This window comes from Streptomyces sp. NPDC048696, assembly GCF_043198895.1.
GTDB lineage: Bacteria > Actinomycetota > Actinomycetes > Streptomycetales > Streptomycetaceae > Streptomyces.
Map to the genome: position 1 here is coordinate 1 of NZ_JBICVJ010000019.1, position 15,863 is coordinate 15,863.

Genomic DNA, 15,863 nt, shown 5'->3' on the forward strand with positions numbered 1-15,863 from the left:
GCCCGGTTACATTCCGAACCCGGAAGCTAAGCCTTTCAGCGCCGATGGTACTGCAGGGGGGACCCTGTGGGAGAGTAGGACGCCGCCGAACAAATTTTAGCCTCAGTCCCCGGCCTTTATGGTCAGGGACTGAGGCATTTTTGCGTTCTGGGTCTTTGCGTCCAGGGCCCCTCCTCCTTTGGGCTGCATGGTCCGCGCTCCGCGCGGCCCTCCGCTGACAGAGCGCTCTGTCAGAGTCGCCCCGCCGCCTTCAGCTCCAGATACGCATCGGCGAGAGCCGGTGCCAGTTCGTCCGGGGTGGCGTCCACGACGGTGACGCCGTGACGCATCAGCTGTTCAGCTGTTCGGCGACGCTGTTCCTGGGTCCTGCTGGCTGAGGCGGCATCGTAAACGGCGTCCACAGTGCCACGAGCCTCCGCCATTTTCTTGATGTGGGGGTCGGCAACAGCCGCGACCACGACCGTATGGCGCTGGGTGAGCTGAGGGAGCACGGGAAGCAGCCCCTCTTCGACGGGTGCTGCGTCCAGGCTTGTCAGGAGCACGATGAGTGAGCGGCGGGGAGCGTTGGCCAGGGCTGCGGCGCTCAAGCCGCGGGCATCCGTCTCCACCAGCTCGGGTTCGAGCGGTGCGAGCGCGTTGACCAGCGCGGGCAGGAGCTCGCCGGCGGCGCGGCCCTGGACCTGGGCGCGCACACGCCGGTCGTACGCCAGGAGGTCGACGCGGTCGCCCGCGCGGGACGCGAGTGCGGCGAGGAGCAGGGGCGCGTCCATGGCGGCGTCGAGCCGGGGCACGTCTCCGACGCGGCCCGCCGACGTTCGCCCCGTGTCGAGGACGACGAGAATGTGGCGGTCGCGCTCGGGGCGCCAGGTGCGTACGGCGACGGCGTTCTGGCGGGCGGTGGCGCGCCAGTCGATGGAGCGGGTGTCGTCGCCGGGGACGTAGGGGCGCAGGCTGTCGAATTCGGTCCCTTCGCCTCGGGTCAACACGCTCGTGCGGCCGTCGAGTTCACGGAGCCGCGCCAGCCGGGACGGCAGGTGTTTGCGGCTGGTGAAGGGCGGCAGGACGCGTACGGTCCACGGGACGTGATGGCCGCCCTGCCGGGAGACGAGTCCGAGCGGGCCGTACGACCGGACGGTGATCCGCTCGGAGCGGCGGTCGCCCCGCCGGGTCGGGCGCAGACTCGTCGTGAGACGGCGGCGTTCGCCGGCCGGGACCTTCAACCTGTGCCGGGAGGCGTCCTGTTCGGCGCCGGACGGCCAGCTGCTGGGCGGCCAGGCGTCGCGAAGTTCGGCGCGCAGGGGGCGGCCCGAGGGATTGGTGATGGTGAGGACGACCTCGGCGGCGTCACCCAATCGAACTGACGTATCACCGTTTCGGGTGAATTGGAGCTTTCGCACTGGCGCGGCGAGGGCGTAGTCGCACATCATTGCGAGTGTGAGGGGGGCGTTGACCGCGAGCATTCCTGCCCAGCTCGGGGCCAGCACGCCAACGGGGAGAGAGCCGAGTGCGGCGAGCAGAGCGGTGCGTCCGGTGAGAGCCACAGTCGTCGCCTCAGCGGGGGACGGGGACGTGGGCGAGGACTGAGGTGATGACGGAGTCGGCGGTGATGCCCTCCATCTCCGCCTCGGGCCGCAGCTGGATGCGATGGCGAAGTGTGGGGAGGGCCAAGGCCTTCACGTCGTCGGGGATGACATAGTCCCGGCCCGTGAGCCAGGCCCAGGCGCGAGCGGTGGAGAGCAGAGCGGTGGCGCCTCGGGGGGAGACACCGAGGCTGAGTGAGGGGGATTCACGCGTGGCACGGCAGATATCGACGACATAGCCGGTGATCTCGGCGGAGACCGAGGTCTTGGCGACGGCAGCGCGCGCCGCTTCCAGATCGGCGGCGCCCGCCACCGGGCGGACTCCGGCGGCCCGGAGGTCGCGAGGGTTGAAGCCTTCCGCATGGCGGGCGAGGACATTGATCTCGTCCGCGCGGGAGGGGAGAGGCACCGTCAACTTCAGCAGGAAGCGGTCCAGCTGGGCTTCCGGCAGGGGATAGGTGCCCTCGTACTCGACCGGGTTCTGCGTCGCCGCGACCAGGAACGGCTCGGGGAGCGGTCGCGGCGTGCCGTCGACGGTGACCTGACGCTCTTCCATGGCCTCCAGGAGAGAAGACTGCGTCTTCGGCGGGGTGCGGTTGATCTCGTCCGCGAGCAGGAGGTTCGTGAACACCGGGCCGGCCTGGAAGGAGAACTCGGCAGTGCGGGCGTCGTAGATGAGCGAGCCCGTGACATCACTGGGCATCAGATCGGGGGTGAACTGCACGCGCTTGGTGTCGAGTTCGAGAGAGGCGGCGAGCGAGCGCACGAGGAGTGTCTTGGCGACGCCGGGAACTCCTTCGAGCAGTACGTGGCCACGGCAGAGCAGGGCCACGACCAGGCCCGTGACGGCGGAGTCCTGGCCGACCACGGCCTTGGCGATCTCGGTGCGCAGAGCCTCCAGGGAGGCGCGGGCGCTGTCCGGGTTCGCTCCGGTCACCGGGGTTCGGTCGCTCATGAGGTGCGTACCTCTCTTTCGAGGGCGTCGAGTTCGTCCGCGAGGCGGACAAGTGCGGCATCGTCGGCCGGCGCCGGGCCGAACAGCAGGACCTGAAGGTCCCGTTCGGTGGCGGGGAGCCGGGCGGAAACGGCGGGGACGAGGAGTTCGGGCGCGTGCGCCGCTGAGGCGGGCACGCCGAGGAGGGGAGCCAGCCGTATGCGGGTGGCCGAGCGCAGGGCGTCGGCCGCGCGGTCGCGGGCGTTGGCCTTGCGGTAGAGACGGGCGCGGCCCTCGGTCGCCTCGGACGCGCGGACGGCGACCGGGAGTTGCTCGGTCACCAGAGGTCCCAGGCGCCGGGCGCGCCAGACGGCGGCGAGGGCTGCCGCGAGGGCGAGTTGAAGGGTGGCCCAGAGCCAGCCGGACGGGATGAGGTCGAAGAAGCTGCGGTCGCCGCCGTCGGTGGCCGAGACATCACCGAGCGAGGGGAGGTACCAGACCAGATGGGGACGGGAGCCGAGGAGCTGGAGGGCGAGCGAGGCGTTGCCCTGCTTGTCGAGCCGGTGGTTGTAGAGGATGTCCGGGGCGCCGAGCAGGACGGTGTCACCGTTGGCGGGTGTCTCCATCCGGAGCAGGGTGGGCAGACCGTCGGCCGGGTAACAGGCGTCGCTGCCCTGGCCGTTGGCCGAGTAGCGGACGCCGCCGGTGTCGGCGCTTCCGGCGCGTACGGCCGGGGCCAGCGAGCAGGCGGGCTCGCGGGCACTCACGGAGGCCGATCCCTCCTCGTGTACGCCGGGGGCGAGTACGGGAAGGGAGGCCGACCGGGGCGACAGCAGGAGCGTGCGTCCGCCGGACTCGGCGGTGGCCGCGTGCAGTTGGCGTTGCTGGGACTCGGTGAGCAGGTCGGGGACGGTGACCAGGAGTGTGGTGTCGGGGCCGACGGCCCGGGTGGCCTCGTCGAGGGTGGTGACCACACGCGTGGAGACGCCCTGGTTCTTGAGGAGTTCGGCGACCGCGCGGCTGCCGTAGCGGTCCGCGGAACGGGGGTCGAGGCGGCCGTGCTGGTCGCCGGAGCGGACAGCGGCGAGGGCGATGCCGGCGGTGACGAGGATGACCGCGGCGAGCAGCAGCCCGCGCGTGCGCGTCCAGATCTGACGGGGTGTCGCGTCGGTGGACGTGCGGCCGGAGGAGGAGGCCGGAGGAGCGGCCGCGGAGGCCTGTGCGTCGGTCACTCCGCGGCTCCCCGAGTAGCCACCTGCGCCGCGGGAGCCTGGGTGAGGGCGCTCAGCTCCGGTTGGGTGCGTTCCAGGTCGGTGTCGAGGTCACGGAGACGGTGGTATGCGGCCTCGTTCGCCGTACGGCCTCCGTATGTGACGTCGTCGAACTCGCGGGCCGCGGCGCGGAGTCGGTCGGCGTGGCCGGGCAGCGGTCGGGCCGCCTCGGCTGCTGCCTCGTCGGCGGTACGGCCGGGGCGCGGGTCGAGGAGGGCGCGCTCCTCCAGGGAGCGGACGACGGCCCGCATCCGTTCCTGGACGGCTTGCGTCCAACGGCGGGCGGCCGCATGGGCCTCGGCGGCGGCGCGGTGCTCGGCGGCGCTGCGCGGGCGGTCCTCGAAGACCGAGCCACCGGCCGACGCGGCGCGCTGCGGGATGCCGAGCCGCCACCACAGGGCCGCGACGAGTGCCAGGACGACGAGCACGATGACGACCAGGCCGAGCGTGCCGCCTGGCGCCGCGCCCGAAGCCGCGTCGAAGAGGCCGCCGACCCACTTCCAGAAGCGGTCGAGGGCGCGTTCCAGGAGGTTCGGGTCGTTCTCGTGGTACATCGGCTTGGACAGTTCGTGCTGCGCCGCCTCGCGGGCGGGCACACGCGGAGTGTCCACCGGCGGCCCGCCGCCCCCATGGAGCAGCAGTCGCACCATGGTTGTGCCCCCCGTCGCGGACACCGCATCAGCTCCCGGGAGTCTCGTGGCCCGGCAGGTTCGCGGCGCGGGCGAGGTCGAGGTCGAGCGCCTCGCGGCGGATGCGCTGGTCGATGTAGAGCAGCGCCGCGACGCCGGCGGAGATCGGGTAGGTGATGGCCGAGCCGATGACCGCGCCGATCCCGGTGATGATCAGGAACGGCCAGCCGTAGTCGGAGGTGGCTCCGCCGAAGAGGTTGTTGGCGCCGCCGTCATCGACGATCGTGCCGATCACGGTGAACGGGATCGCGATGATCAGCGAGACGATGAAGGTCAGGAGCAGCGTCAGGAGCGTGATGCCGAAGATCCGCCACCACGCCCCGCGCACCAGCTTGGCCGACCTGCGCAGGGACTTGACGAGACCCTGCCGCTCCAGCATCAGCGCGGGGGCGGCGAGGCTGAACTGGATCATCAGCCACACGACGGCCACGAAAGCGGCCAGCCCGCCGAGCACGGCCAGGCCCACACCCGCGCCGGACCCGATGAGCAGGCCGGGAAGGATGCCGATCCCCACGATCGCACCTGCCATGAGCGGCATCAGTACGAGGAGGCCGAGCAGCGTCATCAGGCGGGGGCTCGCCTCGGCCCATGCCTCCCGCAGGGTCACGGGCCGGCCCAGCACGGAGCGGCTGACCACGACGGTGAGCACGGCCGTGACGAACAGGGTGCCGATCAGGCTGAGGACGGCGATGGGCAGCATGCCGAGCATGCTCGACCGCAGGGAGTCGAAGGCCTGGTTGAGGGCTTCGGTGCCCGTGGCGTTGGGATCGATCTCGGGTGCGGCCGGGAGCAGGTAGCGCTGGGCGAGGATGTTCCCGATCTCGGTGATCACGGCGACGGTGAGCGTCAGGCCCAGGACCGTGCGCCAGTGCGCACGCATCGTCGACACGGCGCCGTCGAGGATCTCGCCGACGCCGAGCGGGCGCAGCGGGATGACGCCGGGCTTGGCGGCCGGCGGCCGGCCCCAGCCGGAGTTCCAGCCGCCCGGAGCAGGTGGCTGCCCCCATCCGCCGCCCTGGTGGGGTCCTGGGCGGCCCGGCGGAGGCGGCGGAGGACCCTGGCCCGGTACGGCGGCCGGAGGCGACCACTGGCCCGCCGGAGGCTGGTTCCGGGACCACTGCGAGGTCGCGCGGGCCCGGTCGGAGGGCTCGGGCGGGCGGGGCGCGCCGGAGTCCTCGCCGTCGGAGGGGGCCGATCCGGGCGAAGCCCAGCCCGGAGAGTCGTTCACGGTCGTCCACCTCGTGGCTTGGTCGCGGGACCGGCTCGGGGAGCCGGCTCCTTCGGGTTGGCAGCCATCGTGCCATGCGGTCCGGGGCAGCGGACCGGGCCCGGTATCTCGCCGGCACCTTCATTTGTCGGCGGCTCACCGGGCAGACTGGGCGAATGGCTGATCAGGACGCGCGATCCACCGCAGGTGCAGAGCCGCCGGGGCTGTCCCAGCTGCGCTGGGACGAGCCGCCCGAAGGGCCGGTGCTGGTGCTCCTCGACCAGACCCGGCTCCCGGCGGAGGAGGTCGAGCTGGTCTGTACGGACGTGCCGGGGCTGGTGCGGGCGATCCAGACGCTGGCGGTGCGCGGGGCGCCGCTGCTGGGGATCGCCGGGGCCTACGGAGTGGCGCTGGCCGGGGTACGCGGCTTCGACGTGCAGGAGGCCGCGGCTCTGCTGGCGGGGGCGCGGCCCACCGCGGTGAACCTCGGGTACGGGGTGCGGCTGGCGCTCGGGGCGTACCGGGCGGCCGTCGAGAAGGGCGCGGGCCCGCAGGAGGCCGGGGCGGCGGCGCTGGCGGCCGCCCGGGCACTGCATCGGGCCGATGCGCAGGCCAGTGCCCGGATGGCGGCGCACGGGCTGGCGCTGCTCGACGAGCTGCTGCCCGGCGGCAGCCACAGCGTGCTCACGCACTGCAACACCGGGCGGCTGGTGTCGGGGGGCGAGGGCACCGCGTTCGCGGTCGCGCTGGCCGCGCACCGGGCGGGCCGGCTGCGGCGGCTGTGGGTGGACGAGACACGGCCACTGCTGCAAGGGGCCAGACTGACCGCGTACGAGGCGGCGCGCAGTGGAATGGCGTACAGCTTGCTGACTGATAATGCCGCGGGTTCACTGTTCGCGGCGGGAGAGGTGGACGCCGTTCTGATCGGGGCGGACCGGATCGCCGCCGACGGCTCGGTGGCGAACAAGGTGGGAAGCTATCCGCTCGCAGTTCTCGCCAAGTACCACCACGTGCCGTTCATCGTGGTGGCGCCCGTGACGACGGTGGATCTTCAGACGCCCGACGGGGCGGCGATCGAGGTCGAGCAGCGGCCCGGGCAAGAGGTGACGGAGCTCACCGGACCGCAGATTTCCGCGGCCGGGTGGGGGACCGGCGTCGGACTGCCCGTGGCGCCGCTCGGAACGCAGGCGTACAACCCCGCCTTCGATGTGACACCACCCGAGTTGGTGACGGCGATCGTCACCGAGGAAGGTGTGCTCTCCCCGGTGACCGGGGGCGGGCTGAGAGAGCTGTGTGCCAGGTCACGCCAGGTAACGATTAGCTAATGGGATGATGACGTTTATGAAGGGACGCGTCCTTGTCGTCGACGACGACACCGCGCTGGCCGAGATGCTCGGCATTGTGCTGCGTGGAGAAGGTTTTGAGCCGTCGTTCGTAGCGGACGGCGACAAGGCACTGGCGGCATTCCGTGAGGCCAAGCCGGACCTGGTGCTGCTGGACCTCATGCTGCCCGGACGGGACGGCATCGAGGTCTGCAGGCTGATCAGGGCTGAGTCCGGTGTGCCGATCGTCATGCTCACCGCGAAGAGCGACACCGTGGATGTGGTGGTCGGCCTGGAGTCCGGGGCGGACGACTACATCGTGAAGCCGTTCAAGCCGAAGGAGCTCGTCGCCCGTATCCGGGCGCGGCTGAGGAGGTCGGAGGAGCCGGCGCCGGAGCAGCTGGCGATCGGCGATCTGGTGATCGACGTGGCCGGTCACTCCGTGAAGCGGGACGGGCAGTCCATCGCCCTGACCCCGCTGGAGTTCGACCTGCTGGTCGCGCTGGCCCGTAAGCCGTGGCAGGTGTTCACCCGTGAGGTGCTCCTGGAGCAGGTGTGGGGGTACCGGCACGCGGCGGACACGCGGCTCGTCAACGTGCATGTCCAGCGGCTGCGCTCGAAGGTCGAGAAGGACCCGGAGCGCCCGGAGATCGTGGTGACCGTCCGTGGTGTCGGTTACAAGGCCGGACCGAGCTGACATGTCCCGCGGCGGTGCTGCTCCGAAGCCCGGGAAGCCCGGGGTCCGTGGGGGGCGGGCTGCTGGTGAGGGACGGAAGACGTCTTGGGGCGGGCGGATCCTCCAGGAGGGGACGCCCGGCAGCCCTGTGCTACGGCTTTTCGTGCGCTGGGTGCGGCGTCCGCTGCTGCCCGCGGTGCGGCTGTGGCGGCGCAACATCCAGCTGCGGGTGGTCGCTTCCACCCTGCTGATGTCGCTGGGTGTGGTTTTGCTGCTCGGGTTCGTTGTCATCGGTCAGGTGCGCAACGGACTTCTGGTCACCAAGGAGAAGGCCGCCGAGAGCCAGTCGGCGGGCGGCTTCGCCGTGGCCAAGGACAAGGCCAGTGCTCCGGCGGCGCCGGGCGGACAGGACGACGGCAGCCCGGACGGGCGGGCCGGCAGTTCGGTGACCTGGCGCAGTGAGCTGGTGACCCAGCTCGCCAGTGGCGGTCAGGGCGCGTTCTACGTGGTGGCCCTGAGCGCCGACTCCGAGGACTCGGGGTCCAGCAACCGCGGGCCGCGCGCCTCCGGCGGCGTGGACCCGGTCGCGAGCGTGCCGAAGAGCCTGCGGGACTCGGTCGACGTGGGGACGGGCGCGTACAAGACGTACGCCTCGATCAAGTACCTCGACGGGCAGGAGCCCAAGCCGGGTCTGGTCATCGGCACCCGGCTGAAGGACGTCGACGGACAGGCGTACCAGCTGTACTACCTCTTCCCGCTGGCGCAGGAGGAGAAGACGCTGAGCCTGGTCAAGGGCACCCTCGCGACCGCGGGGCTGTTCCTTGTGGTGCTGCTCGGCGCGATCGCCTGGCTGGTGGTCCGGCAGGTCGTGACACCGGTGCGGATGGCGGCGCAGATCGCCGAGCGGCTTTCGGCCGCCAAGCTCCAGGAACGGATGAAGGTCACCGGCGAGGACGACATCGCGCGGCTCGGCGAGGCCTTCAACAAGATGGCGCAGAACCTCCAGCTCAAGATCCAGCAGATGGAGGAGCTGTCGCGGATGCAGCGGCGGTTCGTCTCGGACGTCTCGCACGAGCTGCGTACACCGCTGACGACCGTACGGATGGCGGCGGACGTCATCCATGAGGCGCGGGTCGACTTCGATCCGGTGACGGCGCGGTCGGCCGAGTTGCTCGCCGGGCAGCTGGACCGGTTCGAGTCGCTGCTCGCCGATCTGCTGGAGATCAGCCGCTTCGACGCGGGCGCGGCGGCGCTGGAGGCCGAGCCGATAGACCTGCGTGATGTCGTACGACGGGTGATCGAGGGCGCCGAGCCGCTGGCCGAGCGCAAGGGCACCCGGATACGGGTGGTCGGCGACGACCAGCCGGTGGTCGCCGAGGCGGACGCCCGGCGCGTCGAGCGGGTGCTGCGCAACCTGGTCGTCAACGCCGTGGAGCACGGCGAGGGCCGGGACGTGGTGGTGCGGATGGCGACGGCCGGCGGGGCCGTGGCGGTCGCCGTGCGCGACTACGGCGTGGGTCTGAAGCCCGGCGAGGCGACCCGTGTGTTCAACCGCTTCTGGCGGGCCGACCCCGCGCGGGCCAGGACAACCGGCGGTACGGGACTGGGACTGTCGATCGCGGTCGAGGACGCGCGGCTGCACGGCGGCTGGCTGCAGGCCTGGGGCGAGCCCGGTGGCGGCTCCCAGTTCCGCCTGACGCTGCCGCGTACGGCCGACGAGCCGCTGCGCGGGTCGCCCATACCGCTGGAGCCGGAGGACTCGCGCTCGGCCCGGGAGCGGGCCCGCCAGGGCGCGGCCGCCGGGCAGGGCAACGGGCTGCGGCTGACGAGCGTGCCCGTCCAGCCGGCCGCCGACCGCTCCTCGCTGCCCGTGCCGCCCCGGCCCCCGATACCGCCCAGGACGTCGGGTCCGGCAGCCGATCCGACCGCGCTGCCCGGTGGCGGCGGGGCCCGGGTGGTGCCCCGGGTCGCGGACGGGCGCGCCGACGGCGAATCCGTACCATCGCAGGCTGCTGACGCAGCGGCTGCCCCGGCAGCCGCCGACCAGGAGGAAACGGCTCGTGGGCGCTGATCCGGGGAGGGGGCGCGGCCGTCGGCTGCGGTCCGCCGCGCTGCTGGGCTGCGGCGGTGTGCTGGTGGCGGGCTGTGCGTCGATGCCCGACAGCGGGGATGTGCACGCGGTGCAGGCCTCGCAGCGCGCCGACTCGCAGGTGCAGGTGTACGCGGTGCCGCCGCGCGAGGGGGCGGCCGCCGACGAGATCGTCGACGGCTTCCTGGAGGCGATGACCAGTGACGACCCGCAGTTCGCGACGGCCCGCAAGTATCTGACGCCGCAGGCCGCGCGCGCGTGGAAGCCGGATCTGGCCACCACGGTGCTGGCCGACGGGCCGAACCCGGAGCCGAACCGGGCCAACGACAAGGGGGACAGCGCGAGTTTCACCTTCACGGTGACCGGAAAGCCGGTGGCCGTGGTGGACAAGCAGCACGCCTACCAGCCGGCCAGGCCCAAGTCGACGTACAACGAGACGATCCATCTCGTACGCGAGAGCGGGCCCGGCGGCAAGGAGTGGCGCATCGACTCGCTGCCCGAGGGGCTGCTCCTGGGGCAGTCGGACTTCCAGCGCATCTACCGTTCCGTCAACAAGTACTACTTCGCGTCCGGTCAGGAACGGCTGCTGGTCGCCGACCCGGTGTACGTGCGTCAGCGCAACGACCCCGAGACGCAGATGAACCTGGTGACCCAGACGGTCATGGCCGTCCTTGAGGGCCCGACCAACTGGCTGCGTCCGGTGGTGAGTTCACGCTTCCCGAGCGGTACGGAGCTGAAGGACGGCACCACGGCGCTGTCGTTCGACGACCGCAACGCGCTGAAGGTGCCGCTCAACGAGCGGGCGTCCAATGTCGGCGGGGCGCAGTGCCGCAAGATGGCCGCCCAAATCCTGTTCACCCTGCGGGATCTGACGGCGACCCGGGTCAGTCAGGTGGAGCTGGACCGGGCCAACGGCTCGCAGCTCTGCGTGCTCGGCGGCGACCAGGCCGAGGACTACGCGCCGGACCGCATCTCGCCCAAGCCCGGGCAGTACTTCCTGGACACGCAGGGGCGGCTGGCGCGGATGCGGGACGCGGTGCGCGACGGTACGGACAGCACCGACGCCAGCGGCAGCGCGGACGGCGACGTGGTGACCGAGCAGGTGGCGGGGCCGCTGGGCCGGGGCGAGCAGAAGCTGCGTACGGTCGCGGTGGCGCGGGACGAGCGGCACGCGGCGGGCGTGACGTCGGACGGCCGCTCGCTGTACGTGGCGCCGATCGTGTCCGACGGCGAGCTCGTCAAGACGCTGGTCACCAGCCAGAGCAAGGACCCGGCGAAGGACGGGCTCTCGGCGCCGAGTTGGGACGGGCGCGGCGACCTGTGGGTGGCCGACCGGGACCCGGACCACTCCCGGCTGCTGCGCCTGGAGAAGGGCGCGGGCCAGCCCCAGGAGGTCGATGTCGCCGGTCTGAACGGCGCGCGCATCGAGCAGGTGCGGATGTCGGCGGACGGTGTGCGGATCGCGCTCCTGGTGGCCGAGGGCGGCCACACCACGCTGCGGATCGGCCGCGTGGAGCGGATCGGCGACCCGGAGCACCCGCAGGTCTCCGTGGTGGAACTGCGCCCCGGCGCGCCGCAGATGGAGGACGTGACGGCCGTGTCGTGGGCCGGGCGCAGCCGCCTCGTCGTGGTCGGCAAGGAGTCCGGCGGGCTCCAGCAGCAGCTGCGTTATATGCAGACCGACGGCTCGACGTCGGCCGCGGGCAATGTGCCGGGCGCCAACCGGGTGACCGAGATCGCCGCCGCGGACGACGAGCGGCTGCCGCTGGTGGCGCACTCGAAGGAGGACGGCATCGTCCGGCTGCCGCCCGGTGCGAACTGGAAGACCGCGGTCAAGACGGGCTCCTCGCCGGTCTACCCGGGCTGACGAGCGCGCCTTCCGCACCGGGAACGCGCCTTCGATGCAGGGAGAACGAACCCGCCCCGCTGTCCACAGGACGGCGGGGCGGGTTTTCCACAGGGGTGGCCGGGTCGCCCTCCTGTTGGCAGAGTGGGGGCCATGCGGGGATGGTGGCAGGAGATCTCCGAACTGGTGCTGCCTGTCGCCTGCGGTGGCTGCGGCAGCCCCCGTACGGCGCTGTGCGAGCGGTGCGCGGCGGCGCTGCTGGGCGCGCGGGCGCGGCGGGTGCGGCCGGCCCCCGAACCCGCGGGGCTGCCGGTGGTGTACGCGGCGGCCGAGTACGAGGACGCCGTACGGGCGGTGCTGCTCGCGCACAAGGAGCGCGGGGCCCTGGGGCTGGCCGGGGTACTGGGGCAGGCGCTGGCGGGCGCGGTGCGCGCGGTCGCCGGGGCGCCCCGGGACGGAACGTTGCTGCTCGTACCGGTTCCTTCGGCGCGCCGGGCGGTGCGGGCGCGCGGGCATGACGCGGCGCGGCGGATCGCCCTGGCGGCGGCGGGCGAACTGCGGCGCACGGGGACGGACGCGCGCGTGGCGGCCGTGCTGCGGCAGCGGCGCGCGGTGCGGGACCAGGCGGGGCTGAGCGCCCCGCAGCGGCTGGCGAATCTGACCGGAGCACTGGAGGTGTCGGCGGGCGGTGACAGGCTCCTGGAGGGCGGTCGGGTGGTCCTGGTGGACGACCTCATGACGACCGGGGCGTCGTTGGTGGAGGCGGCGCGTGCGGTGGCCGTCGCGGGGGCGGCGACCGTGCCCGGGGCGGTCGGGGGTGCCTCGGGGTACGCCGTTGGGGGAAGCGCGCAGCGGTCGGCGGCGGCCGCTGTCGTGGCCTCGACGCCGGCCTCGTTCGAAATAAACCGGAACTGACAGCGAACCTGCATCGTTGCAGGTAGTGAGAGGGAGGAAACACCTGAACGGAGGTACGTGCGGGTAGCGGGTGCCGACATCCGTCCGACCGAGCTATGTTCGGTTGTGAGGAATGGCGAGAGCCGGCCTCGCTGAATGCACTGCCTCGCGTCCGGGTAGGTGCCCGGCCCCGAGGTTGGTGGGGTGGCGATCTTCCCGACGGGGGAGGAGGAGGTGAAAGTCGCCCAGTCCGAGGCTCCGGTGCCACCGGAGTCTGGTGCAAGAGGGAGATGCTCCGCAGTGAAGGCGGAGTGATCCGGGAACGGAGTTCTGCGTGGACATCGTCGTCAAGGGCCGCAAGACCGAGGTGCCCGAGCGGTTCCGCAAGCACGTGGCCGAGAAGCTGAAGCTGGAGAAGATCCAGAAGCTCGACGGCAAGGTAATCAGCCTCGACGTCGAGGTGTCCAAGGAACACAACCCGCGGCAGGCCGACCGTTCCGACCGAGTGGAGATCACGCTGCACTCGCGTGGCCCCGTGATCCGGGCGGAAGCGGCGGCAGGCGACCCGTACGCAGCCCTCGACCTGGCCACCGGCAAGCTGGAGGCGCGGCTGCGCAAGCAGCACGACAAGCGTCACACCCGCCGGGGCAATGGGCGGCTGTCGGCCTCCGAAGTGGCCGACGTCGTGCCGGGCGTGGCTCAGTTGAACGGAAGCGGTGAGCCGGTGGGCGGTTCGCTGGAGGAGCGCGTTCCCACCACTCGGATGGGCTCGCTCGAAGTGCAGGGCGAAGGCCCGCTGGTGGTCCGCGAGAAGACCCACCTGGCAGCCCCGATGACGCTCGACCAGGCGCTCTACGAGATGGAGCTGGTCGGGCACGACTTCTACCTCTTCGTCGACTCCGAGACGAAGCAGCCCAGTGTCGTCTACCGACGGCACGCCTACGACTACGGCGTCATTCATCTGGAAAGTGACCCGCTCGCCGGTGAGGACGCGAGCGGCGCCGGCGGTGCGCTCGGCGGATGACCAGGTGGACGGCGCGCTGAACGGACGCGTGCGGCGCGCCGTACAACAGTGTGGTGGTGCCCCGGGAGTGCTTGTGCGCCCCCAGGGGCACCACTGTGCGACCACTGGACCACCGCTCTGTCGGCCGGGCATGAAATCATGGCGTCGCACGCCAACCGCTGCTTCGCGGAGCGAGGTTGGTGCAGCCACACCAACTCGGGCCATGGCCTTCAGGGGGAGGAACGATGGCGGACAGCTTCGGGCCGGTGCAGGACGGGTCGGCCCCGGACGGTTCTGACGGGGCTCCCACCGGCATGGAAGCGGCCGGGTCCCGCAAGGAACCGATCCGTGTCCTGGTCGTCGACGACCACGCGCTCTTCCGCCGGGGACTGGAGATCGTGCTGGCCGCGGAGGAGGACATCCAGGTCGTCGGCGAGGCGGGCGACGGCGCCGAGGCCGTGGACAAGGCGGCGGACCTGCTGCCCGACATCGTCCTGATGGATGTACGGATGCCCCGGCGCGGCGGCATCGAGGCCTGCACCTCCATCAAGGAGGTGGCCCCCAGCGCGAAGATCATCATGCTCACGATCAGCGACGAGGAAGCCGACCTCTACGACGCGATCAAGGCGGGTGCGACGGGCTACCTGCTCAAGGAGATCTCCACGGACGAGGTGGCGACCGCGATCCGGGCGGTGGCGGACGGGCAGTCCCAGATCAGCCCGTCGATGGCGTCGAAGCTGCTCACCGAGTTCAAGTCGATGATCCAGCGCACCGACGAGCGCCGGCTGGTGCCCGCGCCGCGGCTCACCGACCGTGAGCTGGAGGTGCTGAAGCTGGTGGCGACGGGGATGAACAACCGGGACATCGCCAAAGAGCTGTTCATCTCCGAGAACACCGTGAAGAACCACGTCCGCAACATCCTGGAGAAGCTCCAACTGCACTCCAGGATGGAGGCGGTGGTGTACGCGATGCGCGAGAAGATCCTGGAGATCCGCTAGCCGTCAGCGCCGCCCATCAGGGCCGGGCCGCAACCGGCCCCTCCTCATGGCGTTCCGGTCAGCCCGCCGTGACCGTCGCGACCGCCGCGGTCAGTGCACGGGCCAGCTCCGGGGTGTCGGTGCGCTCGATGCGTACGGCGTCGCAGCCCACCCAGCTCGCCGCCTCCCACAGTGCCTGGGCCATGGGTTCTATCGCCTTCGGGGACTCCAGGGAGACCTGCTTGGCCACCAGGGTGCGGCCCTCGCGGGCGGGGTCGACGCGGCCCAGCAGCCGGCCGCCCGACAGCAGGGGCATCGCGAAGTAGCCGTACACCCGCTTGGGCTTGGGCGTGTAGGCCTCCAGACGGTGGCTGAAGCCGAAGATCCGCTCGGTGCGCGCGCGGTCCCAGATGAGCGAGTCGAAGGGCGACAGCAGTGTCGTGCGATGGCGGCCGCGCGGCTCGGCGGCCAGCGCCTCCGGGTCCGCCCAGGCGGCCTTGTCCCAGCCCTGCACGGTGACCGGCACCAGACCCGACTCGGCGATCACCGCGTCCACCTGCTCGCCCTTGAGGCGGTGGTAGTCGGCGATGTCCGCGCGCGTGCCGACGCCCAGGGACTGGCCCGCCAGCCGTACGAGCCGGCGCAGGCACTCGGCGTCGTCCAGCTCGTCGTGCAGGAACGCGTCCGGGATGGCGCGCTCGGCCAGGTCGTACACCCGCTTCCAGCCGCGCCGTTCGGTGCAGACCACCTCGCCGTACATCAGCGCGCGCTCGACGGCGACCTTGGAGGCGGACCAGTCCCACCACTCGCCCTTGTTCTTGGCGCCGCCCAAGTCCGTCGCGGTCAGCGGGCCTTCGGTCTGGAGCTGCTTGATCACCTGCTCGTACGAGCCGTCCGGCAGCTCGTGGTTCCAGTGCGGGCGGGAGCGGTAGGCGCGGCGGCGGAAGGCGAAGTGCGGCCACTCCTCGACGGGCAGGATGCAGGCCGCGTGCGACCAGTACTCGAAGGCGTGGCCGTCCTTCCAGTACGCCGCGTCCACCGCCTTGCGGCCGACGGCGCCGAGGCGGGCGTAGGGAATCAGCTCGTGCGACCGGGCGAGCACGGAGATGGTGTCGAGCTGCACCGCGCCCAGGTGCCGCAGCACGCCGCGCACTCCGCCCCGGCGGTCGGGGGCGCCGAGGAATCCCTGGGCGCGCAGGGCGATGCGGCGGGCCTCGTCGGCGGAGAGTTCGGCGGTGGGGCGCGGCAGGCTGGTCATGTTCCGCACGATAGACGGCGGCACTGACAACGGGCCCTGGCGCAGGCCGCCCAGGGGGCGGAACCCCTGACTCCGCCCGCTCGCCCGCGCGCGCCAGTCCGGCCCGGCTCAGGCACG

Annotated in this window: 13 protein-coding genes and 1 rRNA gene; 8 read left to right on the plus strand and 6 right to left on the minus strand. The window is 71.9% G+C overall.

Features of this window, described 5'->3' with window-relative positions; genetic code table 11:
- Positions 1-91: ribosomal RNA gene (rrf, locus tag ACGFRG_RS30800) — 5S ribosomal RNA — on the plus strand; the annotation flags it as partial.
- 139 nt (positions 92-230) lie between these two features.
- Here the strand turns inward: rrf and ACGFRG_RS30805 are convergent.
- From ACGFRG_RS30805 to ACGFRG_RS30825, 5 genes are read right to left on the minus strand one after another with little or no spacing between them, the layout of a single operon-like run.
- On the minus strand, positions 231-1,541 hold the full coding sequence (locus ACGFRG_RS30805; RefSeq protein ID WP_393269195.1) for a DUF58 domain-containing protein: 1,311 nt from the start codon (positions 1,539-1,541) through the stop codon (positions 231-233).
- A gap of 10 nt (positions 1,542-1,551) precedes the next feature.
- Entirely contained in the window at positions 1,552-2,535 is a 984-nt protein-coding gene (locus ACGFRG_RS30810) for an AAA family ATPase (RefSeq protein ID WP_393269197.1), read from the minus strand.
- Positions 2,532-3,746, minus strand: a complete 1,215-nt coding sequence (locus tag ACGFRG_RS30815; RefSeq protein WP_361430326.1) for a DUF4350 domain-containing protein — start codon at positions 3,744-3,746, stop codon at positions 2,532-2,534. The genes ACGFRG_RS30810 and ACGFRG_RS30815 overlap by 4 nt, the downstream gene beginning before the upstream one ends.
- The gene (locus ACGFRG_RS30820) at positions 3,743-4,459 is read right to left on the minus strand and encodes a DUF4129 domain-containing protein (protein WP_393269199.1); all 717 of its coding nucleotides are present in this window, start codon (positions 4,457-4,459) and stop codon (positions 3,743-3,745) included. The genes ACGFRG_RS30815 and ACGFRG_RS30820 overlap by 4 nt, the downstream gene beginning before the upstream one ends.
- A 4-nt stretch (positions 4,460-4,463) precedes the next feature.
- Positions 4,464-5,702 (minus strand): glycerophosphoryl diester phosphodiesterase membrane domain-containing protein, encoded by a 1,239-nt coding sequence (locus ACGFRG_RS30825; protein WP_361430329.1) that lies wholly within the window; start codon positions 5,700-5,702, stop codon positions 4,464-4,466.
- Between the two features lie 155 nt (positions 5,703-5,857).
- Between ACGFRG_RS30825 and mtnA the strand changes: the two genes are divergently transcribed.
- The 7 genes from mtnA to ACGFRG_RS30860 all read left to right on the plus strand — a co-directional run bounded on the left by mtnA (position 5,858) and on the right by ACGFRG_RS30860 (position 14,509).
- Entirely contained in the window at positions 5,858-7,006 is a 1,149-nt protein-coding gene (mtnA, locus tag ACGFRG_RS30830; protein WP_393269202.1) for an S-methyl-5-thioribose-1-phosphate isomerase, read from the plus strand.
- Between the two features lie 4 nt (positions 7,007-7,010).
- Positions 7,011-7,700, plus strand: a complete 690-nt coding sequence (mtrA, locus tag ACGFRG_RS30835; protein WP_188278465.1) for a two-component system response regulator MtrA — start codon at positions 7,011-7,013, stop codon at positions 7,698-7,700.
- Between the two features lies 1 nt (position 7,701).
- A complete protein-coding gene (gene mtrB, locus ACGFRG_RS30840; RefSeq protein ID WP_393269206.1) occupies positions 7,702-9,750 on the plus strand; it encodes an MtrAB system histidine kinase MtrB in 2,049 nt (682 codons plus the stop codon).
- An 82-nt stretch (positions 9,751-9,832) separates the two neighbouring features.
- Positions 9,833-11,635 carry an LpqB family beta-propeller domain-containing protein gene (locus ACGFRG_RS30845; protein ID WP_361430396.1) on the plus strand — a complete coding sequence of 601 codons (1,803 nt, stop codon included), beginning with the start codon at positions 9,833-9,835 and terminating at the stop codon, positions 11,633-11,635.
- 132 nt (positions 11,636-11,767) lie between these two features.
- Positions 11,768-12,529 carry a ComF family protein gene (locus tag ACGFRG_RS30850; protein WP_361430333.1) on the plus strand — a complete coding sequence of 254 codons (762 nt, stop codon included), beginning with the start codon at positions 11,768-11,770 and terminating at the stop codon, positions 12,527-12,529.
- Between the two features lie 313 nt (positions 12,530-12,842).
- Positions 12,843-13,532 (plus strand): ribosome hibernation-promoting factor, HPF/YfiA family, encoded by a 690-nt coding sequence (gene hpf, locus ACGFRG_RS30855; RefSeq protein WP_361430335.1) that lies wholly within the window; start codon positions 12,843-12,845, stop codon positions 13,530-13,532.
- 224 nt (positions 13,533-13,756) lie between these two features.
- The gene (locus ACGFRG_RS30860) at positions 13,757-14,509 is read left to right on the plus strand and encodes a response regulator transcription factor (protein ID WP_361430336.1); all 753 of its coding nucleotides are present in this window, start codon (positions 13,757-13,759) and stop codon (positions 14,507-14,509) included.
- A gap of 58 nt (positions 14,510-14,567) precedes the next feature.
- Here ACGFRG_RS30860 and ACGFRG_RS30865 read toward each other — a convergent pair whose 3' ends face one another.
- Positions 14,568-15,746 carry a winged helix-turn-helix domain-containing protein gene (locus tag ACGFRG_RS30865; protein WP_393269211.1) on the minus strand — a complete coding sequence of 393 codons (1,179 nt, stop codon included), beginning with the start codon at positions 15,744-15,746 and terminating at the stop codon, positions 14,568-14,570.
- Positions 15,747-15,863 lie beyond the last annotated feature (117 nt).